The organism is Burkholderia sp. TSV86 (assembly GCF_001522865.1).
In the GTDB taxonomy this organism is placed as follows: domain Bacteria; phylum Pseudomonadota; class Gammaproteobacteria; order Burkholderiales; family Burkholderiaceae; genus Burkholderia.
The window spans coordinates 1-17,405 of sequence record NZ_LOWB01000078.1; the positions used below are offsets into that span (position 1 = coordinate 1).

12 protein-coding genes and 3 pseudogenes are annotated in these 17,405 nt (G+C 65.3%); 8 read left to right on the forward strand and 7 right to left on the reverse strand.

What is annotated here, in order from left to right; all coding sequences use genetic code 11:
* Positions 1-169 (forward strand): annotated as a pseudogene (locus WS68_RS28365) (IS481 family transposase); the annotation flags it as partial.
* Positions 170-293: 124 nt separating this feature from the next.
* On the opposite strand, the gene WS68_RS14090 reads toward WS68_RS28365, so the two are convergent.
* The 4 genes and pseudogenes from WS68_RS14090 to WS68_RS14105 form a co-directional block, all read right to left on the reverse strand.
* Positions 294-1,535, reverse strand: coding sequence for an ATP-grasp domain-containing protein (locus WS68_RS14090; protein ID WP_059571410.1), 1,242 nt, complete (start codon positions 1,533-1,535; stop codon positions 294-296).
* Between the two features lie 10 nt (positions 1,536-1,545).
* Entirely contained in the window at positions 1,546-2,448 is a 903-nt protein-coding gene (locus WS68_RS14095) for a phytanoyl-CoA dioxygenase family protein (RefSeq protein ID WP_059571411.1), read from the reverse strand.
* Between the two features lie 213 nt (positions 2,449-2,661).
* Positions 2,662-3,189, reverse strand: coding sequence for a cytochrome b (locus tag WS68_RS14100; RefSeq protein ID WP_059571412.1), 528 nt, complete (start codon positions 3,187-3,189; stop codon positions 2,662-2,664).
* Positions 3,186-4,355 (reverse strand): annotated as a pseudogene (locus WS68_RS14105) (catalase family peroxidase). The gene WS68_RS14100 and the pseudogene WS68_RS14105 overlap by 4 nt, the downstream one beginning before the upstream one ends.
* Positions 4,356-4,526: 171 nt before the next feature.
* Here WS68_RS14105 and WS68_RS14110 point away from each other — a divergent pair.
* The 7 genes and pseudogenes from WS68_RS14110 (at position 4,527) to WS68_RS14140 (ending at position 11,699) form a co-directional block, all read left to right on the forward strand.
* Positions 4,527-5,045, forward strand: a complete 519-nt coding sequence (locus WS68_RS14110; RefSeq protein ID WP_059571565.1) for an RNA polymerase sigma factor — start codon at positions 4,527-4,529, stop codon at positions 5,043-5,045.
* A complete protein-coding gene (locus WS68_RS14115; protein WP_059571413.1) occupies positions 5,042-5,794 on the forward strand; it encodes an anti-sigma factor family protein in 753 nt (250 codons plus the stop codon). Before WS68_RS14110 ends, WS68_RS14115 begins: the two co-directional genes overlap by 4 nt.
* Before the next feature lie 182 nt (positions 5,795-5,976).
* Positions 5,977-6,822 (forward strand): PaaX family transcriptional regulator C-terminal domain-containing protein, encoded by an 846-nt coding sequence (locus tag WS68_RS14120; protein WP_059571414.1) that lies wholly within the window; start codon positions 5,977-5,979, stop codon positions 6,820-6,822.
* Positions 6,823-6,848: 26 nt separating this feature from the next.
* Entirely contained in the window at positions 6,849-7,838 is a 990-nt protein-coding gene (locus WS68_RS14125) for a fatty acid desaturase family protein (RefSeq protein WP_059571415.1), read from the forward strand.
* A 141-nt stretch (positions 7,839-7,979) separates the two neighbouring features.
* Positions 7,980-9,644 (forward strand): annotated as a pseudogene (locus WS68_RS14130) (GMC family oxidoreductase); the annotation flags it as partial.
* Positions 9,645-9,762: 118 nt separating this feature from the next.
* A complete protein-coding gene (locus WS68_RS14135; protein WP_059571416.1) occupies positions 9,763-10,155 on the forward strand; it encodes a nuclear transport factor 2 family protein in 393 nt (130 codons plus the stop codon).
* Positions 10,156-10,193: 38 nt separating this feature from the next.
* Positions 10,194-11,699, forward strand: a complete 1,506-nt coding sequence (locus WS68_RS14140) for an aldehyde dehydrogenase family protein (protein WP_059571417.1) — start codon at positions 10,194-10,196, stop codon at positions 11,697-11,699.
* 51 nt (positions 11,700-11,750) lie between these two features.
* Here WS68_RS14140 and WS68_RS14145 read toward each other — a convergent pair whose 3' ends face one another.
* The 3 genes from WS68_RS14145 to WS68_RS14155 all read right to left on the reverse strand — a co-directional run bounded on the left by WS68_RS14145 (position 11,751) and on the right by WS68_RS14155 (position 17,405).
* Positions 11,751-12,707 (reverse strand): helix-turn-helix domain-containing protein, encoded by a 957-nt coding sequence (locus WS68_RS14145; RefSeq protein ID WP_059571566.1) that lies wholly within the window; start codon positions 12,705-12,707, stop codon positions 11,751-11,753.
* Positions 12,708-12,876: 169 nt separating this feature from the next.
* Positions 12,877-13,977 (reverse strand): porin, encoded by a 1,101-nt coding sequence (locus WS68_RS14150; RefSeq protein ID WP_059571418.1) that lies wholly within the window; start codon positions 13,975-13,977, stop codon positions 12,877-12,879.
* A 380-nt stretch (positions 13,978-14,357) separates the two neighbouring features.
* Positions 14,358-17,405 carry a type III restriction-modification system endonuclease gene (locus tag WS68_RS14155; RefSeq protein ID WP_059571419.1) on the reverse strand — a complete coding sequence of 1,016 codons (3,048 nt, stop codon included), beginning with the start codon at positions 17,403-17,405 and terminating at the stop codon, positions 14,358-14,360.

The window sequence follows — 17,405 nt, forward strand, 5'->3', positions numbered from 1 at the left end:
CAAGAAGATCTACGACTCGATCGCCACCTTGCAGACGGACCTTGATGCGTGGCTCGACCAGTACAACAATGAACGAGAGCATCAGGGGCGCTGGTGTTACGGCAAGACGCCGATGCGCACTTTCCTCGATTCGCTCGATCTCGCCAAGGAGAAACTCATCCCCCATTGACGACTCGTACTTTGTCGGCCCGACTACCTGTCAGATCAAGTCCCGGCTAATACATTTGCAAGCAATTCGGCATGAGATAGGGTTTGCATCCGGATCTCCATTGAACGGGGCAAATAAAAACGAGTCATGCAGGAACGGTTTCCAGCACGTATTGCGTCCTGATCGCGTCCATCGAAGCCAGCACCTGCGCTTCGTTGCGGCCCTCGACGAGAAAGCGCCCGCCTTGCAGGTGCGTATAGCCGCCTCCGGTATCGGTCAACATCTCGCCCGCCGCGGGAACCAGCTCTCGATACAGCCCCGGCACGCGCCCGACGAGCGAGCGGGCAATCACCACTTTGCGCGGCAGCGGCGCTGGCCGCGGAATCGTCAGCCAGCCGCCGCTCGTCGCAACGTCTTGCCGCGGCGGCGGCGGATTGCCCAGCACGACGTCGACCCACAGCCGGAACAGATTCACGCCAAACACGCGGTGCACGACGTATGGCACGTCGGCGCCCGGCACGCGCGCACCGACTTCGAGAAATATCAATTCGCCATCCCGTTCGAACAATTCGAGATGAAATGCCGAGCCGCGCAGCCCGAGCGCTCGCACGCATGCCGCCGCGAACGCCCGGCACGCGGCCGTCACCGGCGATTCGGTCTGGATGACCGAGCCGAGCGGCACGCCGGATTCGAATTCGAGACACGACGAGATATAACGGCTCACCGACATGAACACGCTCTGCCCGAATGCATCGACCACGCCGTCCACGTGCAGAATGTCGCCGTCGATGTACTCCTCGATCTCGAATCCTCGAAGGTCGCGCGTCTGCACAACACGGCGCCACGCATCGATCGACTCCACTTTCAGCACGCCTTTACTCGATGCACCCCGCACGGGCTTCAAAATCAGCGGAAATCCCAATTCGAGCGCGCGCGCATCGTTATCGGTTGCGCCATCCGCGTCGCATGCAAACCACGCCGGCACGCGAATGCCCGCCGCTTGCAGCAGGCGCTTCATTTCGGTTTTGTCGCGAAACCGGTCGACGTCGCCGGGACGATGGCCCGGAATCTCGAAATGCGCTCTAGCGGCCGCCGCCACATCGAGCAAATACTCCGAGAATGCGAGCACGTGCGTAACCGGCCCGTGCAGGCTGATTACGCGTGCCACCTGTGCGATCACCTCGCCGATATCGTCGAAGCTCGCGACGGCATGCACGCGCCGCGCATCAGCCGTAGCCGGCACGCCGGTGCGGCCCTCGTCGTCGCACAAATAGCTGACGTCGCAATTCGGCGGAATGATCTCGTCGTATCGGCAAAGCTCGTGATCCCATTGCCGGGCGTTGCGGTACTGCGGCCATCGGTTCATCACCAGGACGTGAGGCTTCATCGCATCCTCGTCACATTTTTTCCGTGGTCGGAGCGTGCGTGGCGTATCCGCTCGAGCGCGTGTGCAGCTCGCCGGCAAGCAGATGCTCGCCTTGCTGAAGCGCATAGAGCGAGTTGAAAGCCTTCTGCGTGACCGGCATCGGGTAGACGCCCGCTTCGCAAAGCGCGACCGCATGGCGTTGCCCGCGCAGCAGATAAGTTCCCGCTTCGTTGTGCGCGGCATGCGGCCCGTAGTAGATGGGCAGCGCGTCGGCAGCGCGATAAGCGGGAATGAAGCAGCGGCGATACCGTGCCGAGCGGTTCGGATCGGACCGGTGCAGCACTTTGCAATGCAGAAATACGACCGTGCCCGCACCGCCGGCCGCCGTCATCTCCGGGTATTGCGCCGGCAAATGCGCCGGGTCGACCTTGCCGCGAAAATGGCCGTTTTCCGTGTGGTCGTAGATCGACGCGCGATGCGAGCCGGCCAGCACCCGCAGACACGCGTTATCCTCGGACGCGTCGTCCAGATAAATCAGGCACGCGATCAGCTTCGAATTCGTATGCGGGTAATAAGAAAAATCCTGATGCCATTCGACCGGCGAGCCGACGCGCGGCCCCTTCATGTTGAGCTTGCTGTGATGGAAGACGATATCGGGCCCAATCAGCGATTCGAGCCGATCGACGAGGCGCGGGTCTTCCTGTATCGCACGGAAAGCGTGATGCCGCTTGGATGGCTGCCAGATGCGCCGGATGACGGTCGGATCGCTGGGCTCCAGCTCCGCGACCTCGCGCAGATCGCTGGCGGAGCCGATAATCTCGTCGATCGCTGAACGCATCGAGGCGATTGCTTCGGCGTCCAACAAATCTCGAACGACGAGGAAACCGTTCTCGCCGAATGCGGCCACTTCTTCATCGGAAAGGTGAAAGGACATGTCAGCCCTCGCTGGGTAATCGAATTTGCCGGCGAATTTGCCGGTCTCTGCGGCGCATTGCTTGTTTGCCGGAACCCATCGTATAGCCGCGCCAATCGGGTAGACAGCTAGACAAAGGTATAGCGTGCCGCCCAGCGAGCGTGGGGCAACGCGCGTTGTCGTGCGTTGCCCGAGGCCCTCATCGTCCGAATCCTCTCCTCTTCATCTTCCCCGTTACCGCCCGGCCATCGCCCCCATCACGCCATCCCGACGAATCAGTCCGTGATAGAGCGCCGCCGCGAAATGCGCGACGAACGTCACGAAAAACAGATAGGCGAGCCATCGATGCGCGAGCCGCAGCCACGCGAACCACACGGGATCGGCCGGCACGATCGCCGGCAAACGCATGCCTTCGCCGAGCGTGACCGGATATCCGCCCGCCGACAGCATCGCCCAGCCGATCATCGGCATCGCGATCATCAGCGCGTACAGCACGAGATGCGACCCGTGTGCGGCGAACCTCTGCCACGCGGGCAAGTCAGCCGGCAATGCGGGCGGCCGCCTGCGCAACCGCACGGCGACGCGCATGCATGCGAGCACCAGCACCGCGATCCCGAGCGGCCGATGCAGCGCAACCAACGCCGCATACCGGTGCGACACCGACGCCACCATCCCCACGCCGATAAACAGCATCGCGACGATCATCGCGGCCATCACCCAATGCAGCAGGCGTGCGAGCGGACTGAACACAGGTTTCATCATCGTTTCTCCGGAAGGGGGCGCGCAGCGCCGGGCACTCCGGCTTGCTCGCCGGTGCGGCGCAAATAGGAATCCGCATACGCGGCCGAACGCGCGGCGAGCAGCGGATCGCCCGATACGCGGATACCATCGGGCAGGATCGTCGGGTCGTAATTGACGTCGCGGCACGGCCCGCTGTCCTGCGCCTGCGCGCGCTCGATCACGAGCGTGCCCGCGTCGATCGTCGCGCGCTCGTCGGGCCACGCGCGCGTCGCGTCGTCGACCGGATCGCCGGGCGCCGCCAGCGTGATCAGCAAACGCCAGCGCTGCGGGCCCGACGCCAGGCGTTGCAGCAGATCCCGCCGCAGTATGTCCGGATCGCCCGCGCGCACCGTATCGTCCGGCGCGCTCGGGCGGCGCGCATTGCCGCCGCCCTTATTGGCCATGCCGCCCGTATCGCCCGTGCCACCCGTATCGCTCGCGCCTGCCATCCGCTCCGGCACGACGCGCCAGCGCGCCGCATGCCGGCTGCCGTTTGCATCGATGAGATAAAACGCGTTCAGGCTGTAATACGTCTCGGTGATATAGCTCGCGCCCGGCCGCGCGCGCTTCACTCACGCACGGAACGCGGCCGTCTCCGGGTGCACGGCGAAGAATGCCGAGAGTTTCGCGGGATCGGGCTTGCCGGTGCGCGGATCGGGGCGGCTCGCGATCGTCTGCTCGTAGAATGCCTGCGGCGTCGCGACCGGGAACACCGGCATGCTGTTCATCCCAGTGCGCCACTGCTCGCCGTCCGGCGCGCTCAGGCGCAGCGCGAGGCTGCGAATCGGCACACTGCTGTCCGGCGCGTAGGGATTGCCGCCCGGCAGCGCGAAACGGCCAACGACAGGCGTGCGCACCGCCGCGAAAAACGGCGCTATCGAATACGCGCTCGCCGCGCCGTTGCCTTCAAAATAACCCGTCACGCATACGCCTTTCGCATGATTGCGCCGATACCCCGGGTGCAGGCCGCCATTGCGCTGCAACGCGTCCACGAGCCGCGCGGACGTGAGCCGCTGCGGCGCGAGCCAGCCGCCGACGTAGCCGAACGCCGCCACGCACGCCGTCACCGCGCCGCCGATCAGCATCCAGCGCCATCGGCCGCGCGCCGGCGCGCGCCGTGACGAAGAAGACGAGGAAGAATCCGTCATCGCATACGCTCCCGACCGCCAGGTCATGTGTCGAATGCGCGTAAGACGTCGCGCCGCCCGGTCTATTCCATCGAAATTTTTTTGTCAGGCAGCGGGAATAAACTGCGCCGGCCGGCGTCATACGCGACGAATCCACGCCCGAGCCGGCTTTTCGCCCGCCTGCCGCCTACCATGCCGCCTGCCGCCGACCTAGACGAACAACTGCGCGAACTCCTGCCGAGATTGCGCCGCTTCGCGCTCTGGCTGACCCGCGACGTCCACAGCGCCGACGATCTCGTGCAAGCCTCGCTCGAGCGCGCGCTGTCGCGCTGGTCGCAGCGCCGTGACGATACGGCACTGCGTAGCTGGCTCTTCACGATCCTGTACCGGCAATTTCTCGACGCGCGGCGCCGCGCGAAACGGCACGCGTGGCTGCTCGGCCGTCTCCATGAGGACGACGAACCGCAATGGCCGTCCGCCGAGCGCGAGGCAAGCGCCCGCGCGATGCTCACGGCCTTCGGCCGCCTCAGCGACGAGCAGCGCAGCCTGCTGCTGCTCGTCGCGGTCGAAGGCTTCAGCTACCAGGAAGTCGCCGATCTGCTCGGCGTGCCGATCGGCACCGTGATGTCGCGCCTGTCCCGAGCGCGCCAGGCGCTGCGCGGCCTGTGCGACGGCGAGCCCTCCGCTCCTTCGCTGCGATTGATGAAATGAAGCTCCCTCCCGACGAATACGACTTGCATGCCTATGTCGACGGCCGGCTCGACGAAGCCGAGCGCGCCGCCGTCGAGCGCTGTCTCGCGCGCGACCCGGAGCGCGCGGCGCAAGTGCGCCGCTGGCAACAGGACGCGCAGCGGCTGCGCGCGGCGCTCGCGGGTCTGCCGCCGCCGCCCGCGAACCCGGCGCTCGACCCCGCGGCGCTGCGCGCGCGCCGCGCCGAGCGCGCGCGGGCGCGCTTCGCGCTGGCGGCGTCGCTCGTGCTCTGCGTGGGGATCGGCACGCTCGGCGGCTGGCACGCGCATCGCTTGACGGGCACGCCCGCCGCGCCGATGAGCGATGCGCTCGAGGCTTACAAGCTGATGGTAGTCGAGCGCAGCGCGCGGATCGACTTCCCTTCACGCCGGCCGGCCGATCTGCAAGCGTGGCTCGAAGCGCACGTGGGCTCGGCCGTGAAACTGCCCGATCTGAGCGGCGCGGGTTTCCGGCCGGTCGGCGGCCGCCTGTTCGCGACCGAGCGCGGCGCGGCGGCGATGGTGCTGTACGAGGATGCGGACGGCCGAACGCTAAGCTTCTACGTGCGCCCGCCCGAATCGGCGCACCGGCTGCTCGCGGCCGGCCAGCGCATCGACGGCGGGCTGCTGGCGCGCTACGGATCGTCGCACGGTTTCAACTACGCGATCGTCGGGCGCGCGGGCAGCCTCGACGAAACCGCCGTGGCGCGCGCGCTCGACGCGCAGATCTGACCCGAAACCGCCCGCCGGCGCCCGTGCGCGCCGCCCGGCGATCATCGACAACCGGTACGGCATGGAGGACGTCGCCATTTCATTCGCCTTGAAATATTACACATAATGAAATATAAATAGATTTTGTGTAATCACCTTTTCACCTTTTTCGTTCCCGCGGCCACGCGGCAACCTGGCGCCCAATGCTGCAACCTCCCGCGAAACACCTGATCCTCGATTTACTCGTCGCGAAAAACGGCGAACCGCTGCAAGTGCGCGAGGCGATCATCGCGTGCCGGTTGTTCGGCCTGACCGAGAACAGCGTGCGCGTCGCGCTGGCGCGGCTCGCGGCCGAATCGCTGGTCGAAAGCACCGAGCGCGGCAGCTACCGGATCGGCTCGTCAGCCGCCGAGCTATCCGAGGAGCTGACCGCGTGGCGCACGGTCGAAACGCGGCTGCGGCGCTGGAGCGGCGCGTATCTGATGGTGTCGTGCCTGCCGCTCGGCCGCGTCGATCGCACCGCGCTCGCGCGCCGCGAGCGCGCGTTGCGCATGCTCGGCTTTCGCGAATGGGACCGCAGCCTCTATGTGCGTCCGGACAACATTGAAGCGAACGTCGATGCGGTGCGGCGGCGTCTCGTGAAGCTCGGCATGGAGACGTCGGCGGCCGTGTTCGTCGCGGGCGGGTTCGACGCCGAGCAGGAAGCGCGCATCCGCGCGCTCTGGGATGGCCACACGCTGACCGACACGTACCGCACGCTCGGCCAGCAGCTCAACGATTGGCTCGCGCGCGCGCCGGGGCTGGATCTCGATATCGCCGCGCGCGAAGCGTTCCTGCTCGGCGGCAGGGCCATCCGGCAGGTCGTGTTCGATCCGCTGCTGCCCGAGCCGTTCGTCGATTGCGACGCGCGCAGCGCGTTCATCGCCTGTACGCGCCGCTACGTTGCGACGGGACATCGAATCTGGCGGGCGCTGTTCGACAGCGAACGGCTGGAGCCGGCCGCGCCGCGCGATGCGCCGGCGCGCACCACGGCCGATGCGTTGTCCTAGCGCGCCACGCGCGAGGAGCCGCTGAAATGACAGACAAAACCCGTGCCCGCGAAGTCTTCAGCCACGAAGAGATCCGCTCGCTGACCGCCCGCTCGGATTGGCGCGGCGCATGGGCCGTCGGCTCGACGTGGGGCGTGATCGCGCTCGCTTTCGCTGGCCTCGCCTATGCGCGCGCGCATTTTGCGCCGTGGGGCTTCGCGCTCGCACTGGCGGCCGGCGTGACCGTCATCGCCGGACGCCAGCTTTGCCTGGGCATCCTGCAACACGACGCAGCACACGGCACGCTGTTCAGGACGCGCTGGGCCAACGACGTGCTCGCCGATTGGCTATGCGCACGCCCGGTGTGGAACGAACTGCGCAAATACCGTCCTTACCACCTGATGCATCACGCGGCCACGTCGTCGCGCGCCGATCCGGATCTGTCGTTGATCGCCGGCCTGCCGACGACGCGTGCATCGCTCGCGCGCAAGTTTTTGCGCGATATCTCCGGTGTCTCGGGCATCAAGTTCATGGCCGGGCGCGTGCTGATGGACGCGGGCGTGCTCAAGTGGTCGCTGACAAACGACGTCGAGCGTCTGCCGCAAGCGGGCCGGCGCGTGCGGGATTATCCGCTCGCGTTCGTCACGAACGCGGCCGGCATGCTCGCGACCAACGGCATCCTGTTCGGCGTGTTGTGGGCATGCGCTCATCCGTGGCTGTACGGTGTATGGGCGCTGTCGTACCTGACGCCGTTTCCGCTTTTCATCCGAATCCGCTCGATGGCCGAGCATGCGTGCGTCGAAACCTGCGACGATCCGCTGCGCAACACCCGCACGACCCGCGCCGGCTGGCTCGCACGCCTGACGGTCGCGCCGCTGCACGTGAATTACCATGCCGAACATCACTTGATGGCGTCCGTCCCATATTTTCGGCTCGCGCGCATGCATCGGCTGCTGCGCGAACGCGGCCGCGCCGCTCAGCCACCGTCGTACTGGCAAGTATTGAAGACGGTCAGCGCGAAGACCGCGCCGGTTTGACCCTCGGCCCCGTCCGGCGCGCCGCCCCGCCCGATTCGCCGCGTGCCAATGCAGTTTGAATTGATCCACAGCGCACTTCCTGTTCCGCGTCGGACAATTTCCGTCATAGTGAAATCCTGACCTCTTATTCGAGCAACCGATATGTCCGAGGAAAATCGCAACGGCCAGGTGGCCGAATTCGATTACATCGTGATCGGCGGCGGGTCGGCCGGTTGCGTCGTCACGCACCGGCTCGTCCATGCCGGGCATCGCGTCCTGCTGCTCGAGGCCGGCCCGCCCGACAATTCGTTCTTCGTCCAAACGCCCGCCACCTTTGTACGCGTGATCGGCACGAAACGAACCTGGGTCTACGAAACCGAGCCGCAACCGCACGCGGCCGGCCGCCGGATGTACGTGCCGCAGGGCCGCACGCTGGGCGGCGGCAGTTCGGTCAACGCAATGGTCTACATTCGCGGCACGCCCGCCGATTACGACGCGTGGCGCGACGCCGGCTGCGACGGCTGGGGCTGGGACGACGTCCTGCCGTTCTTTCGCCGCGCCGAACGCAACCAGCGGCTCGCGGGGCCGCTGCATGGCGTCGACGGCCCGCTGCACGTCAGCGACACGCGCTTTCGCCATCCGCTCAGCCTCGCATTCGTCAAGGGCGCGCAGGAATTCGGACTGCCCTACAACGACGATTTCAACGGCGCGTCCCAGGCAGGCGTGGGCTTTTATCAAACGACCACCTTCGACGGCCGGCGCGGCAGCACCGCGGCGACGTACCTTGCCGCCGTCAAGCACAGCCCGCGTCTGACGATCGAAACCGAAGCGTTCGTCACGCAAATCGTGTTCGACAGCGGCGCGGCGGCAGGCGTGCGCTACGTCGCGCACGATGGCAAAAAGCGGCTCGCCCGCGCGCGCGCGGAAATCGTGCTCAGCGCGGGCGCGCTCGCGAGCCCGAAGCTTCTGATGCTCTCCGGCATCGGCCCGGCCAGCCAGTTGCGGCAGCACGGCATTGCAGTCGTGCACGACGCCCCGCAGGTTGGGCTCAATTTCCAGGATCATCTCGAATTGTCGCTGTACGGCCGCACGCGCGAGCCCATCAGCCTCGCCGGTCAGGATCGCGGGCTCAACGCACTGCGTCACGGCCTTCAGTACACGTTGTTCCATACCGGCTTGCTGACGTCGAATGTCGTCGAAAGCGGCGGGTTCGCCGATACGGCGGGCAGCGGGCGCCCCGACGTGCAATTCCATGTGTTGCCTGTGCTTGTCGGCGATGTGGGACGCGAACCGCTTGCCGGGCATGGCATCTCGATCAATCCGTGCTTTCTGCGGCCCAAGTCGCGCGGCACCGTGCGGCTGCGCAGCGCCGATCCGCATGCGCCGATCCTGTTCGACGGCAATTTCCTCAGTCATCCGGACGATTATTCGACGCTGGTGCGCGGCTTCGAGATGGCGCGGGACATTCTGCGCATGCCGTCGATGACGAAAGTGATCGCGGGCGAGATGCTGCCAAGCCATGGCGGCCGCTTCGATCTCGACACCTATGTCCGCTCGCACGCAAAAACCGTCTATCACCCGTCCGGCACATGCCGCATGGGTGGCGATTCCGAATCGGTCGTCGATCCGCAACTGCGCGTGCGCGGCGTGCGCGGGCTGCGGATTTGCGACGCGTCGGTCATGCCGGCGCTGGTGTCCGGCAACACGAACGCGCCGACCATCATGATCGCCGAGCGCTGCGCGCAATTCATGCTCTCGCCCGCCGATACAGCGGCATCCGCGGGCGCGGGCCGCTCGGCGAGCCGACCTCCAAGCGAGGCGCACAGCGCCCCGATCGAGAACCAGCCGGCCGATTCGCTGCTTCGCGACCGGTCCCGCGCGCCATCCCACGGCCTATCGCAGACCGTCCGCCCGGACGATGCGCAACCCATTTGAGGAATCCCGCATGCGTACTCCCTATCAAATCGTCGCCGACCACTACGCCGCGTCCGACCGGCGCGATCCCGCCGGCATGATGGCCGACATCGCGCCAACGATCGCATGGACCGAGATGGCCGGCTTCCCTTGCGCAGGCACTTACCACAGCAGGGAAGAAATCGTGCGCAACGTGTTCGAGCGTCTCGGCAACGATTGGGATAACTACACGTTCAAGCTCGACGCGCTTCACGACGCCGGCGACACCGTGATCGGCATCGGCCGTTATTCGGGCATCTACAAGCAGACCGGTAAATCGTTCGAATGCCGCGTGGCGCACGTGTGGCGCGTCGAGGCCGGGCAGATCGTGGGCTTCGAGCAATTCACCGACACGCTGCTCGTCGCACAGGCAATGCAGCGCTGAGCGCGCCGCCACGCCGTTCGATTCGACATGAGGCTTTCATGAATCTGTCCGACCTTTCCACCCAATATCAACGTCGATCGGATTTTCTCGCGCGCCGCACGTTCGGCAACTGGATCGACGGCCGCTCCTCCGAGCCGCGCTCGGGCCGCTATCTGAGCGTCGTCGATCCCGCAACCGAGAAGACGATCGCACAGGCCGCCGCAAGCGATGCGCGCGACATCGACGCGGCCGTTGCCGCCGCGCGCCTTGCATTCGATTCGGGCGACTGGCCGCGGATGCGCCCCGCGAACCGCGAAAAGCTGCTATATCAATTCGCTGAACTGATCGAGCGCCATGCGGACGAACTCGCCGCAATCGAGACGCTCGAAACCGGCAAGCTGTTCGGCATCGCGCGCGCGATCGACGTGCAAGGTGGCGCCGAATTCGTCCGCTACATGGCGGGCTGGGCGACGAAGATCGAAGGCTCGACCCTCGACACGTCGATCGCCGTGCCGGCCGGCACCGAGTATTTCGCGTACACGCGGCGCGAAGCGCTTGGCGTCGTCGGCGCGATCGTGCCGTGGAATTTTCCGCTCGCCATCGCGCTGTGGAAAGTGGCGACAGCGCTCGCATGCGGCTGCACGGTCGTGCTCAAACCGTCGGAGGAAACGCCGCTCACCGCGCTGTACGCCGCCGAACTCGCGCAGCAGGCCGGCCTGCCGGCGGGCGTACTGAACGTCGTGACGGGCACGGGCGCGGATGCGGGCGCCGCGCTCGTCGCACATCCCGGCGTCGACAAAATCACGTTCACGGGATCGGTCGACGTCGGCAAGACCATCGGCCATGCGGCAGTCGACCGGCTGGCCCGCTTTACGCTGGAGCTGGGCGGCAAATCCCCGTTGATCGTTCTTGATGACGCGGACCCCGATGCCGCCGCGCGCGGCGCCGCACAAGGCATCTTCTTCAACCAGGGGCAAGTCTGCACGGCCGGCTCGCGCGTCTATGTGCAGAAGCGGCTCTACGAGCGCGTGGTCGCCGGCATCGCGGCCGCGGCCGAATCGATGAAGATCGGCTCGGGCTTCGATCCGGACGTGCAGATCGGCGCGCTCGTATCGAAACCGCACTTCGAGCGCGTGCTCGCTCACGTCGACGCGGCCCGCGAAGAAGGCGCAACGCTCGTCACGGGCGGCACGCGCGCGCTCGACAGCGGCTATTTCGTCAAGCCGACGGTGTTCGTCAATGCAACGCCATCGATGCGGATCGTGCGCGACGAAGTGTTCGGCCCGGTGGTGACCATCACGCCGTTCGATACTGTCGACGAAGCGCTGCGGCTCGCGAACGACACCGATTTCGGACTCGCGGCGAGCGTGTGGTCGCAAAACCTGTCGCTCGTGCATCGTATCGTGCCGCGCCTGAAGGCAGGCATCGTATGGGTCAACGCGCACAACATGCTCGACAGCAACCTGCCGTTCGGCGGCTTCAAGCAATCGGGCTACGGCCGCGAACTCGGCCGCGCGGCGCTTGAGCAGTTCACCGAACTGAAATCAGTGTGCATCGCGCATTGAGGCACCGCAACCGCGCGGCGCCAGCCTGCGCCGCGCGGTTGCCGAAACCCATCAGGCCGGCGCACGCTGCCGCACGAACTCGCGCGGCGTCATCCCGTAACGCTGCTTGAAACTGCGGCAGAAATGCGCACCGCTGCTGAAGCCCCAGCTAAGCGCGATCTCCAGGATCGCCGGCTTCGCCGTGCGTGTGGCGGCCAGCATTTCCCGGCAGCGTTCGAGCCGGCTCGACCAGATATAACGGTCGATCGTCACGCCTTCTTCCTCGAAGATCCGATGCAGATATCGCTTCGAGCAGCGCAGTTCGCGTGCGATCCGCTCGATCGACAAGTCGGCGTCGGCAAGGTGCCCGTGGATGTATTGCTTGACGCGCATGCGCAGCACGGCGGGCAGCGTCACGTGCGCGCCGTGCGCGTCGCGCTGCGCGGCGAGCGCCGAAACTAGGAGCCCCAGAATCGTTTCGGATAGCGCAATGCCTGTCGTTCCCGGCAGCGCAGGCAACTGCTCGGACAGCGACACGAGAAACGACGACAGCAGCGAAAACAGCCCTTTCAACTCGAACTCGTGCACGTTGGACGTGTGCAGGCCGGTGGGCGCGACGCCGCTCAACTGCTTGCGCGGAATCTGGATCACGAGTTGCTCGACGTGCGTGAGATTCGACAGACAATACGGCATGCGCGGATCGTACAAGCTCCAATCGCCTTCGCACAGCCGGACGAGCTTGCCGTGCTGCTCGATCTCGCTGGCGCCGCTCAATTGCAACAGCAGCTTGAAGTAGTCCGAACCATGATCGTGCAACGCCCCGGCGGGACGCACGATCCGGTGCGCGGGCGCGGAAATCCGGAACACGCGCATCGAGCCGACTTCGTATTGGCGAAGCTGCGCGTCGAACACGTCGTCGTCACAACATGCATCGAGTCCGCCGAAATAATGCGTGACGACCCGTCCCCAAGCCGGACCACGCGACGCGGGCACCTCGCCCGACGTCGTGAAGAATCTGCCATTCACTATGCGCTCCTTGTGGGAACGCGTGCAGCCATGCGGCAACCGGCGCCTGCGCCTTCCCGAATATAGTTAGCATATTAAATATATGCGGGCGGCAGCATCCGGTTTACTCCGGAATACGGCACCGGTTAATTGCGCTCGATTGCGCACCGGTTTGCGGCCACGCCTGGCCGGCTTAAAAGCGTGTCAACATGCCGATACGCGCGAGAAATTGTGAATGCGTGCTCGATTGCGCATCCGGCCCCATCACGCCGTTGATCCACGCATACGCGCCGGCGCCGCCGCCCGCATACTGATAAACGCCTTCGACATAGGCAGACGTGCGCTTGGACAACGCATACTGGACAGCCGTCGTGACCTGGTGGGCATAGTTGCGCTCGAGCTGCGCGTTGCCCTTCATGTACTCATAATTCGCGCCGATCGTCCATGGCGCGGCGACATAGCTCGCGCCGGCCTGGATCGCGTCAATCGCTGCGCCCGTCAACGTGTTGCGCGTATTCGTATAGAGCAGGTTCAGATCGAGCGACGACATCGTGTAGCGCGCCCCGAGCCCCCAGTTGCGAAGCCCGTCATGTCCATTGTTCATTTGAGGATATTTCACCTCGACATAGGCCGCGCCGAGCGATACCGCGCCCGCCTCGTACCGGATGCCCGCGCTTACCGTGCTGTTCGCCGACAATCCGCCGCCCGCCTGGTTGCCGAACCCGTACAGCGCACCGAACACGAGGCCGCCGAGGTTCGCGCTCGTGTACTTGACGGCGTTCGGTACACGAACCGAGCCCGCCATCCGGTCGAAGTCGAACGAGCCAGTCGGGTTATCAGGAATCCCAAGCTTGGCGAACGGCCCCTGGCGGAAGTTGTAGAGGCCACCGTAGCGGAACGCGCCGTCGAACGAGCCGAAGGTTAGCGTATCGGTCATGAAATCGTACTGCTGACCGAACGTGACGCTGCCGAGCCGATCGCTTTTCAAACCCACGAGCGCGGTGCGCGAAAACATCGAACCGGCCGCGGGCAACGCCGCACCGTTGCCGAGCATGTATTGCGATGTCAGCTCAAAGACTGCCGTCACGCCGCCGCCGAGCGCCCCGGTCCCCCTCAGGCTCCATAAATTCGGCACCGCGATGCCATCGTCGAAATACAGGCTGCGCTTGCCGGCCTTGTCCGATATAAAAGATACGCCCGCATCGACGAGGCCGGACAGCGTCACGCCGCCGCCGGATGCGTGCGCGCTCGTCATGACGGCCAGGCTGGCCGCCGTCATCGCATACTTTTTCATCGCCGTCTCCACCAGAAATATTGTTATGGGCCTCGCGCGGACGCTGCGGCGCCGATAGCCCGCGACGAGTGTGTGGCAGCAGGCGGCGCGCATCTTTTCCGAACGCGCACAAAAACTAGCCCGACGATGCACTCAATCGTCTGCTATACGCTCTGGAGAACGAATCGAGGAAAACGGGCGTGATATCGCACGATGCGGCAAAAGCCGCCCCACCGCCGCGCCAGCGGCGACGGTGCAACGGGATGACGGGTGGGATACCGGCGGGGACGGCGCGCGCCTCACGCTTGGCGCGTGACGTCCCGCATGCGGAACACCGAGCGATGCAGCGGTGCCGCGCGCGCGGCTAAAACGGCAACGTGCGAATGAAACGGCTGAAGTGCTTATGAGACGCCGTGTTCGTCCATCGCCGCGGACCAAAGATCGTCAACGGTGCGCACCCGCAGGTAGCGCACCGGATTCCCGGCCTGCTCCAGTGCCCGGAAATGCGCGGCGGCGCATTGGATCTTGCGCCGCTCGTTCGTATGCAAATCGCCGTCGGCAAGGCTGCCCTTCGTGTCCACCACGAAATAGAGCCGCGATGCCTCGCCGTCGCCGTCGCCGCCGGCCGCCGCCACTACCACCGCCCAATCTGGGTGATAGTTGCCAAGCGGCGTCGGGATCTTGAACCAGCCGGGCAGCTTCGCATACAGCTCGACTGCGCCGTCGCGTTCGAGCGCGTCGACGAATGCGAACTCGGCTGCCGAATCGCATCGCACGTCGGCGTGGATCGATTTCGCCACGTCGCATCGCAGGTCCTTCAGATAACCGGTCAACGGCTCGTCCTCGAACAGCGATAGCGCGTGCACGTGCCGCTCGCCGAGCAATTTATATTCGATACCGTCGACGAGCGCATCGCGCTTGCAACGCTCCAGCGTATCGGCAACGAGTTCGATGAAGCGCTGCGGATTGCGCGGAAATTCATCGAGCCTGCCGCTTTCGATCAACACCGCCGCAATCGTGCGTCGCGTGAGCTGCGTGCGGTCCTGCAGCTCCGTCAGCAGATCCGGCAGGGCGATGTCGCCCTCGTCGATCAAGATCGCGCCCGCATTCTCCGTCTCGATCGCCTCGATGCCCGCCGCCTCGATCGCAATATCGGCCTTGCGCCATTGCAGCCGCGCGCGTGCAACGCCGGGCGCGGCCCGCAGCGCGGCGACGCAACGTTCGATCAAGCGCGCGTTGTCGAAATTCACGCGGTAAGTCGTCCGGTATTGAATCCGCGCCCACAGTGCGCGAAACGCTTCCCCAAGATAAACGGCCTTGCCGTTTTGATCGCGACGCAACGCGATATCGCGACGCTCGTCGGCATTGCGCACGTCGAGCCGGCCCGCGAGCTTGCGCAGCATATCGACGATGAGCGTGCGCTGCGCGTCGAATTCGTCCGGCAGCGGCAATGCGCGCAGCTTGAGCGCGGCCCGCAACGTATCCTGCACCCTGCCGCGCGCATCGAGATAGCCCGCGCCCGCCAGATATGTCCACAGTGCGTTCGAGCGCTCGCTGCCGAGCGGCTGCACGCTGCCGTCCTCGGCCACCGCGGGCAGCGCGGCGAACTGATTCACGTCGACGATACCGAAACGAATGCCCGTATCGGCTTCGATTTCCTTTTGCAAATGCTCGGCAAACTGCTCGTAGCTTTCGCCCGCGATCACCGTCAGCGTATTGATGCCGAAGCCGCGCACCCGCTCGCCGCGCTGATTGACGGCCAGGCGCAGCCCGCGCCCGATCGTCTGCCGCCGTTCGCGCTCGCTGTGGATGTCGCGTAGCGTGCAGATCTGAAAGACGTTCGGATTATCCCAGCCCTCTTTGAGTGCCGAATGCGAGAAGATGAACTTCAGCGGCGTATCGAATGACAGCAGCCGCTCCTTGTCCTTCATGATGAGACCGTATGCGCGCTCGGCGTTCTCGCGGCTGCTGGCGGTCTTGTCGTTGGTATCGGTCCAGCCGCCCTTTTTGTCGATCGAGAAATAGCCGTCGTGCACGGCTTCGGCGGCGCTTGCGGGATCGATGCCGTCGAAGAGCGAGCGATACGCGGGCATTTGTGCCGCGCGGCGATACTCGTCTTCGAAAATCAGCGCGTAATCGCCCTTCTCTGGCTGGCCGTTCGCGTCGTACTTGCGATAGTTGGCCACCGAGTCGACAAAGAACAGCGACAGCACTTTCACGCCGAGCGGCCTCAAGCGCAGTTCCTTGTCGAGATGCTCGCGAATCGTGCGGCGGATCATCTCGCGCTGGATCGCCAGCGCCTGGACGTCGCCATATGAGTCACCGACCGACAAAAACGCCGTGCCGCCCGGATAGCGCAGCTCCAGATATTCGGCGCCTCTGGCAGCATGAATCTCGCCGATTCTGAAATTCGCGTAGACCGCGCGCCTCGCGGCCCGTTCGAGATCGTCGCCGTCGACGAGGGTGAGCGTCTGCCGCCGCACGCCGCCATCGGGCGTGGCTACATCGAGTTCGGCGCGCGCGGTGATCGCACCGCGCCGGTTGCTGATCGACAGCACGCGCACGAACGGCTTGTTGTGCGCGTCCTCCACGCTCGCCGACGCGATCTCGATCTGCTTGACGAGCCGGCGCTCGTAAGCGTCGATCGCATCGAGCCGGTACACCATCTGATACTTGTCGGCGTGCGTGGCCGAATAGCGCAGCGTGCAAAGCGGCTGCATCGCATCCAGCGCTTCCTTGCCGCGCCCCTCCAGGCCGCCGTCGACGCTTTGCGGCTCATCGACGATCACGATCGGCCGCGTCGCGCGAATCAGGTCGATCGGCTTTTCTCCGCCGGTCTTTTCGCTTTCCTTATAAAGTACGTTGACGTCCTTCTTGTTGATCGCGGCAACCGTGACGATCATGATCTGCACCGTTGACTTCGATGCGAAGCTGCGCACATCACCGAGCCTGGTCGAATCGTAGACGAAATAGTCAAACGGCACGCCGGCATACAGGCCGCTGAAATGCCGCTCGGTCATCTCGAGCGTCTTGTGCACGCCCTCCTTGATCGCCACCGACGGCACGACGATCACGAATTTCGTGAAATCGTAGCGCCGGTGCAGTTCGAAGATCGTGCGCAAGTAAACATAGGTCTTGCCCGTGCCCGTCTCCATTTCGACGGTGAAATCGTTCGAGCGCGGCGCACCGGACGGCGGCAAACCGTTGCGCGCCTGCACGTGCGCGAGATTGTCGGCCAGCGCGCGCGCATCGAGCGTCAAACGATTGCCCACACCGAGCGCCGACTCGGTCATCCCGAGCGACATTTGCAGCGTCGCGCGCCGCGGCGCGCGCGCCGCCGCCGTCACGCTGAACGCCGCATCGCACACTTGCTGGCCGCGAAACAGGCCGCATACCGCTTCGACCGCTTCGAGCTGATAGTCGAGATCCGACTCGAAATGCAACTGCAT

Excerpts from the sequence above, each read along its gene's own strand:
- WS68_RS14095 (WP_059571411.1), bottom strand. The coding sequence starts at position 2,448 with ATGTCCTTTCACCTTTCCGATGAAGAAGTGGCCGCATTCGGCGAGAAC.
- WS68_RS14150 (WP_059571418.1), bottom strand. The coding sequence starts at position 13,977 with ATGAAAAAGTATGCGATGACGGCGGCCAGCCTGGCCGTCATGACGAGC.
- WS68_RS14100 (WP_059571412.1), bottom strand. The coding sequence starts at position 3,189 with ATGATGAAACCTGTGTTCAGTCCGCTCGCACGCCTGCTGCATTGGGTG.
- WS68_RS14135 (WP_059571416.1), top strand. The coding sequence starts at position 9,763 with ATGCGTACTCCCTATCAAATCGTCGCCGACCACTACGCCGCGTCCGAC.
- WS68_RS14090 (WP_059571410.1), bottom strand. The coding sequence starts at position 1,535 with ATGAAGCCTCACGTCCTGGTGATGAACCGATGGCCGCAGTACCGCAAC.
- WS68_RS14110 (WP_059571565.1), top strand. The coding sequence starts at position 4,527 with ATGCCGCCTGCCGCCGACCTAGACGAACAACTGCGCGAACTCCTGCCG.
- WS68_RS14115 (WP_059571413.1), top strand. The coding sequence starts at position 5,042 with ATGAAGCTCCCTCCCGACGAATACGACTTGCATGCCTATGTCGACGGC.
- WS68_RS14140 (WP_059571417.1), top strand. The coding sequence starts at position 10,194 with ATGAATCTGTCCGACCTTTCCACCCAATATCAACGTCGATCGGATTTT.
- WS68_RS14125 (WP_059571415.1), top strand. The coding sequence starts at position 6,849 with ATGACAGACAAAACCCGTGCCCGCGAAGTCTTCAGCCACGAAGAGATC.
- WS68_RS14120 (WP_059571414.1), top strand. The coding sequence starts at position 5,977 with ATGCTGCAACCTCCCGCGAAACACCTGATCCTCGATTTACTCGTCGCG.
- WS68_RS14155 (WP_059571419.1), bottom strand. The coding sequence starts at position 17,405 with ATGCAGTTGCATTTCGAGTCGGATCTCGACTATCAGCTCGAAGCGGTC.